Source organism: Gordonia sp. NPDC058843, assembly GCF_042743165.1.
Classification (GTDB): domain Bacteria; phylum Actinomycetota; class Actinomycetes; order Mycobacteriales; family Mycobacteriaceae; genus Gordonia.
The window spans coordinates 147154-164035 of sequence record NZ_JBHYNC010000001.1 but is presented as its reverse complement, the minus strand read 5'-3'; the positions used below and the strand labels follow the sequence as shown (position 1 = coordinate 164035).

Below are 16882 nucleotides of genomic sequence, written 5' to 3'. Positions count from 1 at the left end.
GCGGAGCCCGGAGGTGCGGTATCGAAGCGGTGGGGGAGAATCGGAGACCGCAGGGCACGCGGACGTGTGGCCGGGACGTGAGGGACGACAGGAGACATGCGTGTCCGAATTGGTGCCGCTGAAGGTGCAGATGGTGGCGATGACCCAGTTCACCCCGCCGGAGGACGTGCCGTGGAGCACCGACGCCGAGGGCGGTGAGGCGCTGGTCGAGTTCGCCGGGCGGGCGTGCTATCAGAGCTGGGACAAGCCCAACCCCCGAACCGCCTCCAACGCCGGCTACCTGCGGCACATCCTCGAGGTCGGCCACCTGTCGCTGCTCGAGCACGCGTCGGTGACCTTCTACATCAGCGGCATCTCGCGCTCGTGCACTCACGAACTGATCCGGCACCGGCATTTCTCGTACTCACAACTGTCGCAGCGGTTCGTGCCCGAGCACGACTCCAATGTCGTCGCACCGCCGGCGATCGTGGGGGATCCCGAGCTCGAGGACCTGTTCACCGCGGCGACCGACGCGAGCCGGGCGGCCTACACCGAACTCCTCGCGGCGCTCGAGGCGAAGTTCGCCGATGTGCCCAACGCCATCCTGCGTCGGAAACAAGCACGTCAGGCTGCTCGTTCCGTTCTGCCGAACGCCACCGAGACCAAGATCGTCGTCACCGGGAACCACCGGGCCTGGCGACACTTCGTCGGCATGCGTGCCACGGAGCACGCCGATGTCGAGATCCGGCAGTTGGCGGTGGAATGCCTACGCCAGTTGATGCGAGTGGCGCCCACCGTCTTCGGAGATTTCGAGATCGGCACACTGGCCGACGGGACCGAGGTCGCGACCTCACCATTCGTGCTGGAAGGGTGAGGATCGTCACGGACAGGGAGGCGGTAGCCTTGAGCACCATGAACGCAGTCCAGGAACCGCTGCACGAGCATCCCTTCGGGACGAACGTGGTTGCGATGGTCACCCCCTTCCACCCGGACGGAAGCCTCGATCTGGACAAGGCCGCCGTCCTCGCCGACCACCTGGTGTCGAAAGGCTGTGACGGGCTGGTCGTGTCCGGTACCACCGGCGAGTCGCCGACCACCACCGTGCCCGAGAAGCTCGAGCTGCTGCGGGTCGTCCTCGACGCGGTCGGCGACCGGGCCCGGATCACCCAGGGCGCAGGCAGTTACGACACCGCCGAGAGCGTCCGGTTCGCGATCGAGTCCGAGAAGATCGGCGCGCACGCACTCCTCGTCGTGACCCCGTACTACTCGAAGCCGCCGCAGGCGGGCCTGCTCGCGCACTTCCGGACCGTCGCCGACGCCACCGCGTTGCCGGTCCTGCTCTACGACATCCCACCGCGATCGGTGGTCCCGATCGCCAACGAGACCATGCTGGCCCTCGCCGAGCACCCGAACATCCGCGGCGTCAAGGACGCGAAGGGTGATCTGCACTCGGCGGCCGGTCTGATAGCGACCACCAGTCTGGAATACCTGTCCGGCGAGGACGCACTCAACCTGCCCTGGCTGTCGATCGGTGCCACCGGGTACGTCAGCGTCATCGGGCACCTGGTCCCGGATCGTCTGCGGGACATGCAGATCGCCGTCGAGAAGGGTGACCTCCATGCGGCTCGGGCGATCAACACCTCCATGCTCCCGCTCGTGAACGCCATGGGGCGGCTCGGCGGGGTCACGATGGTCAAGGCCGCACTGCGCATCCTCGGGCTGGAGGTCGGCGATCCCCGCCTGCCGCAGGTCCCCGCGAATCCGGTGCAGATCGAACAACTGATCGTGGATCTCCGGGCGGCAGGTGTGCTGGTCTGATGACGGACAACGACAACACCGGCCCCGACGCCGGCAACGCCCGCCCCCGAACCCGACGCCGGGCGGCCGGCCGCAAGGCAGGCCCACCCAGTCCACCGCCCGTCGAGCCCACCCCGACCGCCGAGCCCACCCCGACCGCCGAGCCTGTCGAGGCGCAACCGGTCGCCCGGGAACGCCGCCGGGAGCGAGCCGAGCGGACCGGATCGGAGCAGAAGTCCGACGCGGCGTCGCCGAAGCACGCGGCCAAGCGTCCGGCGAACCCCGCGTCGAACACCCGCCGCCCTCGTCACGAGCGCGGGGATGCGCGCGGTGGCCGTCGCCCCGAGCCGGCGACCCCGGCGCCCGTCGATCGACTGGGCACGCCGCGACGATTGCCCAAGGGCGGTCTGCGTGTGGTGGCGCTCGGCGGCATCGGCGAGATCGGCCGCAACATGACCGTCTTCGAGTACAACGGTCGTCTGCTGATCGTCGACTGCGGTGTGCTGTTCCCGGAGGACGCCCAACCAGGCGTCGATCTGATCCTCCCGGACTTCCGCTACATCGAAGATCGCATGGACGACGTCGACGCGGTGATCCTGACCCACGGTCACGAAGACCACATCGGCGCCCTGCCGTTCCTGCTCCGGTTGCGCAGCGACATCCCGGTGATCGGCGCGAAGTTCACGCTCGCCCTCGTCGAGGCGAAATGTCGTGAGCACCGGCTGCGGCCGAACCTCGTCGAGGTGATCGAGGGCCAGAAGACCTCGCACGGACCGTTCGAGTGCGAGTACTTCGCGGTCAACCATTCGATCCCCGATGCGCTCGCCGTCGCGATCCGCACTCCGGCCGGCGTCGTGCTGCACACCGGCGACATCAAGCTCGATCAGCTCCCGCTCGACGGCCGTCTGACCGATCTCGCCGGTTTCAGCCGCCTCGGCGACGAGGGCGTCGACCTGTTCTTGGTGGACTCGACCAACGCCGAGGTGCCCGGCTTCGTGACCCCGGAGCGTCAGATCGGCGGGGTGCTCGATCAGGTCATCGGCAAGGCCAAGCAGCGGGTCATCGTGGCCTCGTTCGCCAGTCACGTGCACCGCATCCAGCAGATCATCGACGTCGCGCACACCCACAATCGTCGGGTCACCTTCGTCGGCCGTTCGATGGTGCGCAACATGCAGATCGCGCAGGACCTCGGCTACCTGTCGGTGCCCGACGGCGTCGTCGTCGATCTCGACACCGCGGCGAGCCTGCCGGACCATCGCGTCGTGCTGATCTCGACCGGGTCGCAGGGCGAGCCGCTGTCGGCGCTCTCGCGGATGGCCCGCGGGGAGCACCGGCAGATCAACATCCGGGCCGACGATCTCGTCGTGCTCGCATCGTCACTCATCCCCGGCAACGAGAACTCGGTGTTCGCCGTTGTCAACGGTCTGGCCAAGCGCGGCGCGACCGTCATCACCCAGCAGAGCGCGAAGGTGCACGTCTCGGGGCACGCCTCGGCCGGCGAGTTGCTCTACCTCTACAACGCGGTGCGCCCGTCGAATGCGATGCCGGTGCACGGCGAATGGCGGCACCTGCGCGCCAACGCGGCGCTCGCGGTCGCGACCGGCGTGCCCGAGGATCGGGTCGTCCTCGCCGAGGACGGCGTCGTCGTCGACCTCGTCGACGGTCGCGCCGACATCGTCGGGCGGGTTCCGGTGGGTCACGTCTACGTCGACGGCCTCTCGGTCGGCGACGTCGGAGAGTCGACCCTCTCCGAACGTCTGGTACTCGGTGAGGGCGGCTTCATCGCCATCACGGTGGCGGTCGACGTGACGACCGGCCGTGCGGTGAGCACTCCCGAGATCTCGGGTCGCGGATTCTCCGACGATCCCGACGCGCTCAAGGAGGCGGCGAACATCGTCAACCAGACGCTCGATTCGCTGGCTGCCGAGGGCGTCACCGACACGCACCGGATCGCTCAGGGGATCCGCCGTGCCGTGGGGCGCTGGGTCTCGGCCGCCTACCGCCGTCGTCCGATGATCGTGCCGACCGTGATGGCAGTGGGGGACTGACCGGTCTCAAGGAACGGATTCCCGGCGATGTCGCTACGGTGGTCGGGTGACCGGTGCGCAGAACGAACGAGCAGCTCTCGTCGAGACCCTGACGAAGGTGGGCCCCGACGCCCCCACCCTGTGTGAGGGCTGGACCACCCGAGATCTGCTGGCCCATCTCGTCGTCCGAGAGCGGCGACCCGACACGGGGCCGGGCATCCTCATCCCCGCCTTCGCCGGCCACACCGAGAAGGTGCGAGCCCAGGCGACGTCGAAGGACTGGGATTCCCAGCTCGCCCTGCTCGCCTCGGGACCGCCCGTCTTCTCACCGTTCAAGCTGGTCGACCGGTTCGCCAATCTGGCCGAGATGTTCGTCCACCACGAAGACGTGCTGCGTGGCGGCGCCGATCCCGACGGTCCATGGACCCCGCGGGCGCTCACCCCGGAACTCGAGGCAGAGCTCCGGACTCCGGCGAAGTCGATGGGCAGGATGACGCTCAAGAAGGTCCCGGCACGGGTGACCCTGCGTACCCCGGACGGCGAGGATCTCGTGACCGCGGGATCGGGTGAGGAGGTCGTCGTCACCGGTCGGGTCGGCGAGCTGGTCCTGTTCGCCTTCGGTCGGTCGCCCGTCGACGTCACGTTCTCCGGCGACGCGGCGGCCATCACCGGTGTCCGAGAGAGCTCGCGGGGCCTGTAGAGCGGTCACAACTTCGACACGCACCCCGTTGTCGGTGTTGCCCGTGTGACTGATGTGACCCCTGCCCACTAGTCTGTCGGTATGGCTTCGAAGGCAAGCACGGGTACACGCGCGTCCGCCTCGCGCGGCGCCGCTGGTTCCACACGCGGTGGTTCGGCGCGCAAAGGCTCCACCCAGGGGAATTCGGCCGGGAGCCGGCGCTCGACAAGCAGTGGTGCAAAGAGCAGTGGCGCCAAGAGCGGTGGTGCGAAGAGCGGTTCGGCGAAGTCCGGTGGGTCGACAAGAACCAAGGCCGGGGGAGCGCGGAGCGGTTCCCGATCCACCGCCCGGTCGGCGACCGCGTCACCCCGCGGTCGCGGCGCGTCGGCTCCCGCCGAGTCGGTGGACCTGCATCGTCGGTCCGTCGCCGCGGCCGGGGCGTCCGCGGTGGGCAAGGGCATCGGTGCCGGATGGTCGCTGTTCGCCCGCGGAGTCGGCAGTGCTGCCCGGGCGGGCTCGGGCGTCGGACGTGGACCACGCACAGAAGCGGTCGGGGAGTTCGACGATGTCGACGAGGCCGACCCGGACGACGACCTGTTCGACGACGAGTCCGGGTCAGGTGATCGCGGTGCTCCCCGCGCCGGTGGGCACAGCCATCGACGTGACGGGATCGCGCTCGGGCTCCTGGCCTTCGGTCTGCTCGTCGGCGCCAGCGTCTGGTTCGGTGCGGCGGGTCCGGTGGGCGCCTTCATCGAGGCCCTCATCCGTGCCGTCATCGGGGCCGCGGCCGTGCTCGTGCCCATCGGTCTCCTCGCACTCGCCGTCGTCCTGATGCGCAGGCCTGCCGCCCCCGAGCGACGTGGGCGTTACCTCGCGGGCGGGTTCCTGGTGGCGCTGCCGTTGCTCGGCCTGATGCACCTCGTCAGTGGTGCGCCGGTGGATCTTCCCGGCCGCTCCGATGCGGCCGGATTCGTCGGCTTCGCGGTCGGCACGCCGTTGACCGCTGGTGTCACGGCCTGGGTATCGGTGCCGATCCTGTTGCTGTGCATGGCATTCGGCGTGCTCATTCTCAGTGGTCGAACAGTCCGCGAGGTCGTCGACGCGGCCGCGGGCTACCTCGGTCTCGGCATCGGGCACGGCGGCGCCTACTCGGATGACGCCTCCTGGGACGACGAGGCGTGGGACACCGACGCCGAGAACTACGACGATCCCGACTTCGGCGATCCTGACTTCGGCGATCCTGCTGATGCCGAGGCACACGACGAGCCGGACCCATGGGATTCCGGCGCGTTCGATTCGCGGTCCCGCCGTCGGCCGTACTCGTCGAACCCGTACGACAACTACCCGCCGGACTCGGCACCCGCCCGAACCTCGGGGCGGACGTCGCGCCGCACACCCGCTGACGTCGCCGACCTCGCCCCGCTTGAGGAGGCCGTCACCGAGAACCTCGCAGATGCCCCCGGGTACGCCACCGACCAGGTCACCGAGGTGATCGCGCCGAGCCCGCGAACGCGTGCCACCCCCGCACGTCCGGCAGCCGCCCGGCCGACGCCGCGCCCCGAACCCGAACCGGCCTTCGACGACGACGAGGAGACGTTCGTCCCGTCGGATCCGGCCGCCGAGGGCGACTATCTGCTGCCGCCGCCCGATCTGCTCATCGAGGGCGATCCGCCCAAGATGGGCAGCAGCGCCAACGACGACATGATCGACCGGATGACCGGCGTGCTCGAGCAGTTCAAGATCGATGCCGCCGTCACCGGGTACACCCGCGGGCCGACCGTCACGAGGTACGAGATCGAGCTCGGCCCGGGAGTGAAGGTCGAGAAGATCACCGCGCTGCAGCGCAACATCGCCTACGCCGCGGCAACCGACAACGTTCGTCTGCTCGCACCGATCCCCGGCAAGTCCGCGGTCGGAATCGAGGTCCCCAACTCCGACCGGGAGATGGTCCGGCTGGCCGATGTGCTCAATTCACCGTCGACCCGTAAAGACAAGCACCCGTTGGTGATCGGCCTCGGCAAGGACATCGAGGGCGATTTCGTCAGCGCGAACCTGGCGAAGATGCCGCACCTGCTCGTCGCCGGTTCGACGGGGTCGGGCAAGTCGAGCTTCGTCAACTCGATGCTCGTGTCGCTGCTCAGCCGCGCGACCCCCGATCAGGTGCGGATGATCCTCATCGACCCGAAGATGGTCGAACTCACCCCGTACGAGGGAATCCCGCACCTGATCACGCCGATCATCACGCAGCCGAAGAAGGCCGCAGCGGCCCTCGCATGGCTCGTCGAGGAGATGGAACAGCGGTACCAGGACATGAAGGCGTCGCGGGTCCGTCACATCGACGACTTCAACTCGAAGGTCCGGTCGGGTGACATCACCACACCGCTGGGCAGCGAACGCGTCTACAAGCCGTATCCGTACATCCTCGCCATCGTCGACGAGCTCGCCGACCTCATGATGACCGCGCCCCGCGACGTCGAGGACGCGATCGTGCGGATCACCCAGAAGGCGCGTGCCGCCGGCATCCACCTGGTGCTCGCGACGCAGCGTCCGTCGGTCGACGTCGTCACCGGTCTGATCAAGACCAACGTGCCGTCGCGACTGGCGTTCGCGACCTCGTCGCTCACCGACTCCCGCGTCATCCTGGACCAGCCGGGCGCCGAGAAGCTGATCGGTATGGGCGACGGACTGTTCCTGCCCATGGGTGCCAACAAGCCGATCCGCATGCAGGGCGCCTACATCACCGACGAGGAGATCGCGGCGGTCGTCGACTTCTCCAAGGAGCAGGCCGAGCCGGAGTACACCGAGGGTGTCACCGCGGCGAAGGCGGGGGACAAGAAGGACATCGACAGCGACATCGGCAACGATCTCGACGATCTCCTGCAGGCCATCGAGCTGGTGGTGTCGAGCCAGTTCGGGTCGACCTCGATGCTGCAGCGCAAGCTGCGGGTCGGCTTCGCCAAGGCCGGGCGGCTGATGGACCTGATGGAGACCCGTGGGGTGGTGGGACCCAGCGAGGGTTCCAAGGCCCGCGAGGTGCTCGTCAAGCCGGACGATCTCGCAGGGGTGATCGCCTCGATCACCGGCGGTGGAGACGAAGCGGACGGTTCCGACAGTTGAGGTAGCCCTCTGAGCTGGGGTTTCTGCGGAATCCCGATTGTCTGTATTAGGGTGGCCGAAGATCCATGAGGGGAGTATCCCCAAAGCGGCGTCTCCGTCAATACGGTCACGACCCGCACGGTGCCTATCATCGTCGCGGCCGTGCCCCGGAGCGTCGGCCCCCGTTCGGTGGGAGAGACCTCTGGCTCGTCAGCTCATGCTGCCTGCTGGAGGTTTGTTGTGGATGTGTCCCTGTCCGTATGGCTGATCACCTGTGCGGTGATCGTCGGACTGTTCGTGTTCGACTTCTTCACCCACGTGCGCGTGCCCCACGCTCCGTCGCTCAAGGAGTCGGGAATCTGGTCGGCGATCTACATCGGATTCGCCATCATCTTCGGTCTCTTCGTCTGGTGGAACTGGGGTTCCACCTTCGGCGGTGAGTACTTCGCCGGTTACGTCACCGAGAAGGCGCTCTCGGTGGACAACCTGTTCGTCTTCGTCATCATCATGGCCAAGTTCGCGGTGCCCAAGGAGTACCAGCAGAAGGTCCTGCTGCTCGGCATCCTGATGGCACTGGTCATGCGCGGTCTCTTCATCGCTGTCGGCGCGGCCGCGATCAACGCCTACAGCTGGGTCTTCTACCTGTTCGGCGCGTTCCTGATCTTCACCGCCGTCAAGCTGCTCCGCGAGAGCGATGACCCGGTCGAGCACGAGGAAGACCGCGAGACCCGCCTCGAACGATTCGTCAAGCGCTACCTGCGCACGCACGACTCCTATGACCGCGACAAGCTGTTCACCCGCGTCAACGGCAAGCGCCTCGCGACACCGATGCTGATGGTCCTCATCGTGATCGGCTTCACCGACGTGCTGTTCGCGCTGGACTCGATCCCCGCGATCTACGGTCTCACCTCGGAGCCGTACCTGGTGTTCACCGCCAACGCGTTCGCCCTGATGGGTCTGCGTCAGCTCTTCTTCCTCATCGGTGGCCTGCTCGACCGCCTGGTGTACCTGTCCATCGGCCTGTCGATCATCCTGGCGTTCATCGGCGTCAAGCTGGTTCTCCACGCCCTGCACGAGAACACCCTGGGCTTCATCAACGGCGGCGAGCATGTCGCCGTCCCCGAGATCTCGACCGGGCTGTCGTTGTCGGTGATCCTGGGTGTCCTGGTGATAACGACGGTGGCCAGCCTCATCAAGAGTCGAGGGACCGCCAAGACGTCGGAGGTCGAGTCCGGCAAGGACTCGACCGACGCCCCCGCGCCGAAGTCGAAGGACGTCTGACCGTCCGAACCGACCGCGCCGGCGGGTGGACGTGGGGTCAGGCCGGGAACGGCCCGAACACCTGGGTCCACTCGTCGATGCGGATGGCGTCCACGGCCTGATGTGCCTGGAACGGATCATTGGCGAGGAACGCCTCCGCCGCCTCCAGATCGGCTGCGCGGATGACGATGAGCGCACCCGACCCGTCGGGGTACGGACCGGCGATCAGCACGTTGCCCGCCGAGTGCTCTTCGGCGAGCCACTCGCGGTGTAGGGGGCGATGCTCGTCCCGGAGAGCGGCCTTGGCGGGACGGTAGGTGTACTGCACGGCGAAGAACGGCATGATCACTCCTGCTCGATGGTTGCCAGCATCCGGGTGTTCCCCAAGGTGTTGGGTTTGACATAACTGAGGTCGAGGAATTCCGCCACGCCCGTGTCGTAGGACCGGCACATCTCCTCGAACACCTCGCGCGTGACGGGGGTGCCCTCGATCTCGGCGAAACCGTGCCGCGCGAAGAAGCTCGTCTCGAAGGTCAGCACGAAGACCCGGGAGAGCTGGAGCTCGCGTGCGACCGCCATGAGCCGGTCGACGAGGAGGTGGCCGATCCCGCGCCCGGCGTGGGCATTGTCGACCGCGACGGTGCGCACCTCGCCGAGGTCGGCCCAGAGTACGTGCAGCGCACCGCAACCGACGACCAGGCCGTCGGCGTCGGCCACCCAGAACTCCTGGACGGACTCGTAGAGCGTGACGAGATTCTTCTCCAGGAGGATCTTGCCGGCGTACTGGTCGATCAGTTCTTTGATCCGGGGGACGTCGGAGGTGCGCGCACGACGGATGACGACGTGGTCGGCGGGGGACATGGGAGATCAGCTTAGTCCTGTCCTCGCCGGGTGCTGTCCACACCGACGCGCCGGCGCGGAGCCGACCTGTCCACCACGCCCGCCCGGCCTGCCGATACCCTGATGGGCGTGTATATGAGAACCGCCCTGAACTGCGGCACGACGCCGCGATCGGGGGCGAGCTCATGACCGACCGCATCAGGCGGGCCGTCGACGAGAAGGGCATCGCCAACGTCGGCCGCGGGCCCGACCACATCACCGACCCGGTGGACCCGGTTCCGGTGGTCAACATCGCCAATGCGCTCACCGTGTTCCGGATCGTCCTGGTGCCGGTGTTCCTCGTGGCGCTGTTCATCGATTCGGGTGAATCGACGCTCTGGCGCACGGTCGCGACGATCGTGTTCGGTGTCGCGGCGCTGACCGATCGCTACGACGGGATGATCGCCCGTCAGCGCGGCCTGATCACCGACTTCGGGAAGCTCGCCGACCCGATCGCCGACAAGGCACTCATCGGTGGCGCACTCGTCGGGCTGTCGATCCTCGGCATCCTGCCGTGGTGGGTCACCGTCGTCATCGTCGCCCGCGAGGTGTGGGTGACCGCCCTGCGGTTCTGGGTGTTGCGGCACAAGGTCATCCCGGCCAGCCGCGGCGGCAAGCTGAAGACCCTGCTGCAGGCGCTCGCCATCGGTCTCTATCTGCTCCCGATGGGCGGTCCGTGGCAACTCGCCGCCGACATCCTGATGGGACTGGCGGTGGTGGTGACGATCTACACCGGGTTGGACTACACCTGGCAGGCGGTCAAGGTCCGGTCCGATCGCGACGAACCGCCATCTCGGTCGTCGACGTCGCACCGACCTGCTGTGGGAGGAACCGGCGGCGGTCGCTGACTTCGACTATCGTCGACCAGACGGTGCTGCGGAAGCCCATCGGTGCTGCGGGAACTCGCTGCAGCTGCGAAGCGTTGGGTAGGGCAGCAGGCGCGCCGCCGGTCAGGCGGACGCCCGGAATGTCGGCACGGCCGAGATGTTCAGTAGGGAGGAGACTCGATGGCGATGCTCTTACGCGAGGCGCTCGGCGACAGCCTGCGTCGGGTCCGCACACAGCAGGGCCGGACACTGCGTGAGGTGTCCACCGGTGCGCGGGTGAGTCTGGGGTACCTCTCGGAAGTCGAACGTGGTCAGAAGGAGGCGTCGAGCGAGTTGCTCGCCGCGATCTGCGACGCGCTCGACGTGGAGATCGCCGACCTGCTCCTCGAGGTCGGCAGCGCCATGCGCCCGGCCGGTGCCGAGCCGGTCGTGGTCGGGGCCCAGTCGATGGCCGACGGCGCAGACGCCGCCGAGGCCGGGCTGACCGCCACCAAGGTCGTCATCCCCGCACCCGGCCGGCGTGATGCGACGGCTCTCGCGGCTGCCTGATCCCTGTGCGTCCGCAAGGACGCCGAACACACCATCCGAACGACACCGATTCACCGGGGACTCGCAGACGCTAGATTGGTCACCAGAGTTCTCAGACCCCTGAATGGAGTACGACGAGCATGGCGAACCCGTTCGTGAAGTTGTGGCGCTACCTCTCAGCACTCGGCAACGCGAAGATCGACGAGCACGCTGACCCGAAGGTCCAGATCCAGCAGGCGATCGAGGACGCCCAGCGGCAGCATCAGGCACTGTCGCAGCAGGCGGCCTCGGTCATCGGTAACCAGCGTCAGCTCGAGATGAAGCTGAATCGGCAGCTCGAGGACATCGAGCGGTTGCAGGCCAACACGCGTCAGGCGCTGACCCTGGCCGACCAGGCCGCTGCCGCGGGCGACACCCAGAAGGCCACCGAGTACACCAACGCCGCAGAGGCGTTCGCGGCGCAGCTCGTGACCGCCGAGCAGAGTGTCGAAGACCTCAAGTCCCTGCACGACCAGTCGCTGCAGGCCGCCGATCAGGCCAAGAAGGCTGTCGAGCGCAACGCGATGATCCTGCAGCAGAAGCTGTCCGAGCGCTCCAAGCTGCTCAGCCAGCTCGAGCAGGCAAAGATGCAGGAGCAGGTCTCGGCTTCGCTGAACCAGATGAGCGAACTGTCGGTGCCCGGCAACACGCCGAGCCTGGACCAGGTCCGCGACAAGATCGAGCGGCGCTACGCGAATGCGCTCGGTTCGGCTGAGCTGGCCAAGAACTCGGTTCAGGGCCGCATGCAGGAAGTCGAGCAGGCCGGCGTCCAGATGGCCGGGCACTCTCGCCTCGAGCAGATCCGCGCCAGCATGCGCGGTGACGCGCTGCCCTCTGCCGGTGCCACCACGCCCGGCCTGCAGAAGCCTGCGACCCAGGCCGCGCCGCCGACCACCGAACCGCCCCAGCAGAATTGACGCGGCGGAACTGACGCCTCATGCACGCGTGCCCGTCGGCCCCGTGCGCGTCGCGATAGTCGCGGGTTCCGACGCCGGGCACGCGTTCCCGGCCTTTGCACTGGCCGAACGTCTTCGCGCGGCCGGTGACGAGCCGGTCGTGTTCACCTCGCTCGGATGGGCGGACGCCGCGCGCCGCCGGGGCATCGAGGTCGCCGATCTCCCGGGATTGCGCGCCGAGGACTCCGACGACGACACCGACGCGGGCGCCAAGCTCAGCGCACGCGCCGCGCGTATGGCGCAGCAACTCGCCGCGCCGCTGCGGGCTGCCGGGACCGAACTGGTGGTCTCTGACGTCATCACCGTGGGCGGTGGCTGGGCGGCCCAGCTGTGCGGCCTACCGTGGATCGAACTGTCTCCGCATCCGCTGTACCGGCCGTCCCGAGGGCTCCCGCCGATCGGCTCCGGGCTCGAACCGGGCCGCGGCCTCGGTGGTCGTCTCCGCGACACGCTGATGCGCGCCGCGACCGCGTCGTCCATCCGGCAGGGCGTGCGGCAGCGGGAGATCGCCCGACGTTCGATCGGGCTCGGCGGCCTCGACGCGGCACCGTCGGCGCGTCTGGTCGCCACCCTGCCCGGTCTCGAGGTCCCGCGTCCCGACTGGCCGGCGGATGCGCACCTCGTCGGACCGCTGGTGTGGGAACCGACCGACGAGGTCTTCTCCGTGCCACCCGGCGATCGTCCCCTCGTCGTCGTCGCACCGTCGACGGCGCAGACCGGCGCCGCCGACATGCTCGCGGTGGCCCTCGCTGCGTTGTCGCCCGCCTCGCTGGGCAGGACGGTACGGGTGGTGGTCTCGGGGCTCGACGACCCCGACGACGCCGATGTCGCACGGTTCGACGGTGAGCTGATCGCTGCCGGCCGGGGCAGGCAGGACGAGGTGCTCGCGCAGGCAGACCTGCTGATCTGTGGTTCCGGGCACGGAATCCTCGCCAAGGCGATGCTGGCGTCGGTGCCGGTCGTCGCGGTGCCCGGTGGCGGCGACCAGTGGGAGCTCGCCACTCGTATCCGGCGCGCAGGCGCGGGTCGGGTCGTGCGCCCGGTCACGACGGACGCCGTCGTCGAAGCCGTGTGCGCGGTCCTGGACGATCCGGCGTATTCACGTGCGGCCCGCGCGATCGGGGACTCGGTGACCGACGTCGTCGACCCGGTTGCCGTCGTGCGTCGTGTCCTGGCGGCGTCACCTAGGCTGGATTCGTGCGTCTGACCGAGTTCACCGAGCTGATGACCGCCGAATTCGGTGTGCCCTCGATGGATTCGATCCTGTCCGATCACATCCTGATCGAGGTCGGCGGACGCACCGGTGCACAGGCGATCGACGACGGGGTCGACCCGCGCGACGTCTGGGTCGCGATCTGTCGCGACTTCGATGTACCGCGCCACCGCTGGTGACACGCGTCCGCGTGTCACACTTGCCATCGAACAGGTGTTCGTTCATTCTGGTGGCCAGAGGCAACATCAGACGGAACCACACGGGCCGTGTCTGCGTCTGAAGAGATGTCGGACCCACCGGCTACCTTTTTCACATGAACGCCCGGACCGCACAGACCGCCCGCCGGAAATCCGGCCCACAACCGAGGAGAACTCCCATGGCACCTGCGCCCCAAGACCGCGAGAAGGCTCTCGACCTCGCCCTCGCGCAGATCGACAAGAACTTCGGCAAGGGCTCGGTGATGCGGCTCGGTGAAGAGACCCGGCAGCCGATCGAGGTCATCCCGACCGGTTCGATCGCGCTCGACGTCGCGCTCGGAATCGGCGGTCTGCCCCGTGGCCGCGTCGTCGAGATCTACGGTCCGGAGTCCTCGGGTAAGACCACGGTGGCACTGCACGCCGTCGCCAATGCCCAGGCCAACGGCGGCCTCGCCGCCTTCATCGATGCCGAGCACGCGCTCGACCCCGACTACGCCGCCAAGCTCGGTGTCGACACCGACGCGCTCTTGGTGTCCCAGCCCGACACCGGTGAGCAGGCTCTCGAGATCGCCGACATGCTGATCCGTTCGGGCGCTCTGGACATCCTGGTGATCGACTCGGTTGCCGCACTGGTGCCCAAGGCCGAGATCGAGGGCGAGATGGGCGACAGCCATGTCGGCCTGCAGGCCCGCCTGATGAGTCAGGCGCTCCGCAAGATGACCGGTGCGCTCAGCCAGTCCAAGACCACCGCGATCTTCATCAACCAGCTGCGCGAGAAAATCGGCGTCATGTTCGGTACGCCCGAGACCACCACGGGCGGTAAGGCTCTCAAGTTCTACTCGTCGGTGCGTCTCGACGTCCGGCGTATCGAGACCCTCAAGGACGGTACCGACGCGGTCGGTAACCGCACCCGTGTCAAGGTCGTCAAGAACAAGGTCGCGCCGCCGTTCAAGCAGGCCGAGTTCGACATCCTCTACGGCCACGGCATCAGCAAGGAAGGCTCGCTGATCGACATGGGCGTCGCGGAGGGCTTCATCCGCAAGTCCGGGTCGTGGTTCACCTACGAAGGTGATCAGCTCGGCCAGGGCAAGGAGAACGCCCGCAAGTTCCTGCTCGAGAACGTCGACATCCGCGACGAGGTCGAGAAGAAGATCAAAGAGAAGCTGGGCATCGGCGCGACCGTCGACGCCGACGACATCGCGCCCGCCCCAGTTGAGTTCTGAGCAGTCGGATTCTGAGGTAGAGGGCGAGTTCGGGTAGACAGTGAACGAGGCATCGGACCCCGAGCAGACGCGCAGACGTCGGGACAGTGATCCCGACCGCAAGGGACCCAGCGCATGGGACTCGGCGCTGCGACTGCTCGGGGTCCGTGCGCGTTCGTGTCAGGAGATGCGAGAACGGTTGACGCGCAAGGGTTTCGAGCCCGATGTGGTCGACGAGGTGATGGAGCGCCTCGAGCGGCACAACCTGCTCGACGACGAGGAGTTCGCCTCCGAGTGGGTGCGGTCCCGGCACCTCAATTCCGGCAAGGGCCGCGTCGCGTTACGGCACGAACTCCGCACCAAGGGTGTCGACGAATCGATCATCGCCGAGGCTCTCGCCGACATCGACCCCGATGACGAACGTGAGATCGCGTCGGGCCTGGTGGCCCGCAAACTCACGCCCTCGGTTGTCGACCGCATCGGCGACGACCGCGCCGAGCGCGACAAGGCGATGCGTCGGCTCGTCGGGATGCTGGTGCGGCGCGGCTATTCCCAGTCCCTGGCGTTCGACGTCGTCGGCGAGGCGCTCAGCGCGCTCCGCAGCGGCTGAGCGCCGGGCCGGCCTCACTTTCCGGTCGGCAGGTTCTCCGACGCGGCGAGCTCGGTCGCTTCCGGGTCCGCGTCCGGCGCGGACGACCGGCGCCCCTGCCGGAGACGGCGTTCGAGGGCGGTGGCGAAGGTCGAGAGCCCGAAGTTGATCAGGATCATGATGATGGCGACGACGATCAGTGCCGGGATGTAGTTGCCGTAGCGCGACGCCGAGAGCAACCCACTGCGCACCACCTCGGAGTAGCCGATGATGTAGCCCAGCGCACTGTCCTTCAACGCCACGACCATCTGCGAGATCAGCGCGGGCATCATCGCGGTGATCGCCTGCGGCAGAAGGACGATGCGCATCATCTGGCTCTTGCGCAGGCCCAGCGACATCGACGCCTCGGTCTGGCCTTTGGGGAGCGAGTTGATACCCGATCGCAGGATCTCGGCCATGACCGACCCGTTGTACAGGGTCAGGCCGGTGACGACGGCCGCGAAGGCCAGCGCCGACGACGGGAAGATGCCGTAGATGGCGAACAGGAACCAGGTGAACACCATCAGGATCAGCACCGGGATCGCCCGGAAGACCTCGACGAACAGACCCGCGAGCGAACGCACCCAGAGATGCTCGGACAGACGGCCGATGCCGAGCACTGCACCGAGCAGCAGCGACAGTACGATCGACACCGCCGCGGCCGCCAGGGTTCGCCACAGGCCGGGCAGGATGTAGCCGGTCCAGGTGCTCCACGTGACGAACGGCGACCACTTCTCGGCGGTGAACTGCTCGTTGGCGGCGAGGATGGCGATCACGTAGATCGCGACAGCACCCAGGATCGCGAGGAAGGCGATCGCCAGCAGGCGGTTCCGGGCCCGGGCGCGGGGTCCCGGCGCGTCGTACAGGACCGTCGAGTCGGCACTCATCGTTTCACCGCCAGTCGCTTGGCGAGGTAACCGAAGACGGCGCCCTCGCTGAGTGTGATGATCATGAACCCGACCGCGATGACGCCGAAGATGACGAACAGCTGATCGGAGTAGGTCTCGATCTCGGTCTTCATCAGGGCCGCCGCCTCGGCGACGCCGATCACCGAGGCGACCGTCGTGTTCTTGGTCAGCGCGATCAGCACGCTGCCCAGCGGACCGATCACCGACCGGATCGCCTGCGGCAGCACGATGAGTCCGAAGACCTGGACGAACGAGAGGCCGAGTGATCGAGCGGCCTCGGCCTGACCGAGCGGGACCGTGTTGAAGCCCGAGCGCAACGTCTCACAGACGAACGTCGAGGTGTACAGGACGAAGGCCAGGACGGCGAGCCAGAAGTTGTTCGACTCGATCGTCGGCGCGAACGTGAGCCCCAGGTTCTGGTACAGGCCGATCGCACAGAACAGCACCACCAGGGTCAGGGGAGTGTTGCGGACGATGTTCACGTAGACCTCGGCGAAGCCGCGCATCACCGGCACGGGGGAGACGCGCATGGCCGCGAGGATCGTGCCCCAGACGAGCGAGCCGATCGCCGAGTAGAAGGTCAGCTGGATGGTCACCCAGAAGGCGGGCCACAGCTCCGGGCCCATGCTCTCCCACAGAGAGACGTCATTCATCGGTTGCTCCGTCG

General features: G+C 67.7%; 17 protein-coding genes. 13 read left to right on the top strand and 4 right to left on the bottom strand.

Features of this window, described 5'->3' with window-relative positions; all coding sequences use genetic code 11:
• Nucleotides 1-100: 100 nt before the first annotated feature.
• The 6 genes from thyX to ACFW3F_RS00750 all read left to right on the top strand — a co-directional run bounded on the left by thyX (nt 101) and on the right by ACFW3F_RS00750 (nt 8859).
• Nucleotides 101-853: an FAD-dependent thymidylate synthase gene (thyX, locus tag ACFW3F_RS00775; RefSeq protein WP_388053321.1), complete on the top strand. Its 753-nt coding sequence runs from the start codon at nt 101-103 to the stop codon at nt 851-853.
• A gap of 38 nt (nt 854-891) precedes the next feature.
• On the top strand, nt 892-1797 hold the full coding sequence (dapA, locus tag ACFW3F_RS00770; protein WP_388053319.1) for a 4-hydroxy-tetrahydrodipicolinate synthase: 906 nt from the start codon (nt 892-894) through the stop codon (nt 1795-1797).
• Nucleotides 1797-3824, top strand: a complete 2028-nt coding sequence (locus tag ACFW3F_RS00765; RefSeq protein ID WP_388053317.1) for a ribonuclease J — start codon at nt 1797-1799, stop codon at nt 3822-3824. Before dapA ends, ACFW3F_RS00765 begins: the two co-directional genes overlap by 1 nt.
• Before the next feature lie 46 nt (nt 3825-3870).
• Entirely contained in the window at nt 3871-4503 is a 633-nt protein-coding gene (locus ACFW3F_RS00760; RefSeq protein WP_388053315.1) for a TIGR03085 family metal-binding protein, read from the top strand.
• A gap of 81 nt (nt 4504-4584) precedes the next feature.
• The gene (locus ACFW3F_RS00755) at nt 4585-7599 is read left to right on the top strand and encodes a DNA translocase FtsK 4TM domain-containing protein (RefSeq protein ID WP_388053313.1); all 3015 of its coding nucleotides are present in this window, start codon (nt 4585-4587) and stop codon (nt 7597-7599) included.
• Between the two features lie 219 nt (nt 7600-7818).
• The gene (locus tag ACFW3F_RS00750; protein WP_388053311.1) at nt 7819-8859 is read left to right on the top strand and encodes a TerC family protein; all 1041 of its coding nucleotides are present in this window, start codon (nt 7819-7821) and stop codon (nt 8857-8859) included.
• Nucleotides 8860-8896: 37 nt separating this feature from the next.
• Here the strand turns inward: ACFW3F_RS00750 and ACFW3F_RS00745 are convergent, their stop codons facing one another.
• Nucleotides 8897-9181 (bottom strand): YciI family protein, encoded by a 285-nt coding sequence (locus ACFW3F_RS00745; RefSeq protein ID WP_388053309.1) that lies wholly within the window; start codon nt 9179-9181, stop codon nt 8897-8899.
• A 2-nt stretch (nt 9182-9183) separates the two neighbouring features.
• Nucleotides 9184-9699 (bottom strand): amino-acid N-acetyltransferase, encoded by a 516-nt coding sequence (locus ACFW3F_RS00740; RefSeq protein WP_388053307.1) that lies wholly within the window; start codon nt 9697-9699, stop codon nt 9184-9186.
• Nucleotides 9700-9863: 164 nt separating this feature from the next.
• Here ACFW3F_RS00740 and pgsA point away from each other — a divergent pair, with 164 nt between their 5' ends.
• The 7 genes from pgsA (at nt 9864) to ACFW3F_RS00705 (ending at nt 15289) form a co-directional block, all read left to right on the top strand.
• Nucleotides 9864-10565, top strand: coding sequence for a CDP-diacylglycerol--glycerol-3-phosphate 3-phosphatidyltransferase (pgsA, locus tag ACFW3F_RS00735; protein WP_388053305.1), 702 nt, complete (start codon nt 9864-9866; stop codon nt 10563-10565).
• 159 nt (nt 10566-10724) lie between these two features.
• A complete protein-coding gene (locus ACFW3F_RS00730; protein ID WP_388053303.1) occupies nt 10725-11093 on the top strand; it encodes a helix-turn-helix domain-containing protein in 369 nt (122 codons plus the stop codon).
• A 119-nt stretch (nt 11094-11212) separates the two neighbouring features.
• A complete protein-coding gene (gene pspA, locus ACFW3F_RS00725; RefSeq protein ID WP_086536765.1) occupies nt 11213-12028 on the top strand; it encodes a phage shock protein PspA in 816 nt (271 codons plus the stop codon).
• Between the two features lie 43 nt (nt 12029-12071).
• On the top strand, nt 12072-13274 hold the full coding sequence (locus tag ACFW3F_RS00720; protein WP_388053678.1) for a glycosyltransferase: 1203 nt from the start codon (nt 12072-12074) through the stop codon (nt 13272-13274).
• A complete protein-coding gene (locus ACFW3F_RS00715; protein ID WP_388053300.1) occupies nt 13265-13459 on the top strand; it encodes a DUF3046 domain-containing protein in 195 nt (64 codons plus the stop codon). Before ACFW3F_RS00720 ends, ACFW3F_RS00715 begins: the two co-directional genes overlap by 10 nt.
• Nucleotides 13460-13656: 197 nt before the next feature.
• Nucleotides 13657-14700 carry a recombinase RecA gene (recA, locus tag ACFW3F_RS00710; protein WP_388053298.1) on the top strand — a complete coding sequence of 348 codons (1044 nt, stop codon included), beginning with the start codon at nt 13657-13659 and terminating at the stop codon, nt 14698-14700.
• A gap of 40 nt (nt 14701-14740) precedes the next feature.
• Nucleotides 14741-15289 (top strand): regulatory protein RecX, encoded by a 549-nt coding sequence (locus tag ACFW3F_RS00705; RefSeq protein WP_388053296.1) that lies wholly within the window; start codon nt 14741-14743, stop codon nt 15287-15289.
• Between the two features lie 14 nt (nt 15290-15303).
• Here ACFW3F_RS00705 and ACFW3F_RS00700 read toward each other — a convergent pair whose 3' ends face one another.
• Together ACFW3F_RS00700 and ACFW3F_RS00695 are read right to left on the bottom strand one after the other, a co-directional pair.
• A complete protein-coding gene (locus ACFW3F_RS00700; RefSeq protein ID WP_388053294.1) occupies nt 15304-16194 on the bottom strand; it encodes an amino acid ABC transporter permease in 891 nt (296 codons plus the stop codon).
• On the bottom strand, nt 16191-16868 hold the full coding sequence (locus ACFW3F_RS00695) for an amino acid ABC transporter permease (RefSeq protein WP_388053292.1): 678 nt from the start codon (nt 16866-16868) through the stop codon (nt 16191-16193). The genes ACFW3F_RS00700 and ACFW3F_RS00695 overlap by 4 nt, the downstream gene beginning before the upstream one ends.
• Nucleotides 16869-16882 lie beyond the last annotated feature (14 nt).

Excerpts from the sequence above, each read along its gene's own strand:
- ACFW3F_RS00700 (WP_388053294.1), bottom strand. The coding sequence starts at position 16,194 with ATGAGTGCCGACTCGACGGTCCTGTACGACGCGCCGGGACCCCGCGCC.
- ACFW3F_RS00755 (WP_388053313.1), top strand. The coding sequence starts at position 4,585 with ATGGCTTCGAAGGCAAGCACGGGTACACGCGCGTCCGCCTCGCGCGGC.
- ACFW3F_RS00740 (WP_388053307.1), bottom strand. The coding sequence starts at position 9,699 with ATGTCCCCCGCCGACCACGTCGTCATCCGTCGTGCGCGCACCTCCGAC.
- ACFW3F_RS00765 (WP_388053317.1), top strand. The coding sequence starts at position 1,797 with ATGACGGACAACGACAACACCGGCCCCGACGCCGGCAACGCCCGCCCC.
- dapA (WP_388053319.1), top strand. The coding sequence starts at position 892 with ATGAACGCAGTCCAGGAACCGCTGCACGAGCATCCCTTCGGGACGAAC.
- pspA (WP_086536765.1), top strand. The coding sequence starts at position 11,213 with ATGGCGAACCCGTTCGTGAAGTTGTGGCGCTACCTCTCAGCACTCGGC.
- pgsA (WP_388053305.1), top strand. The coding sequence starts at position 9,864 with ATGACCGACCGCATCAGGCGGGCCGTCGACGAGAAGGGCATCGCCAAC.
- ACFW3F_RS00730 (WP_388053303.1), top strand. The coding sequence starts at position 10,725 with ATGGCGATGCTCTTACGCGAGGCGCTCGGCGACAGCCTGCGTCGGGTC.
- ACFW3F_RS00745 (WP_388053309.1), bottom strand. The coding sequence starts at position 9,181 with ATGCCGTTCTTCGCCGTGCAGTACACCTACCGTCCCGCCAAGGCCGCT.
- ACFW3F_RS00695 (WP_388053292.1), bottom strand. The coding sequence starts at position 16,868 with ATGAATGACGTCTCTCTGTGGGAGAGCATGGGCCCGGAGCTGTGGCCC.
- recA (WP_388053298.1), top strand. The coding sequence starts at position 13,657 with ATGGCACCTGCGCCCCAAGACCGCGAGAAGGCTCTCGACCTCGCCCTC.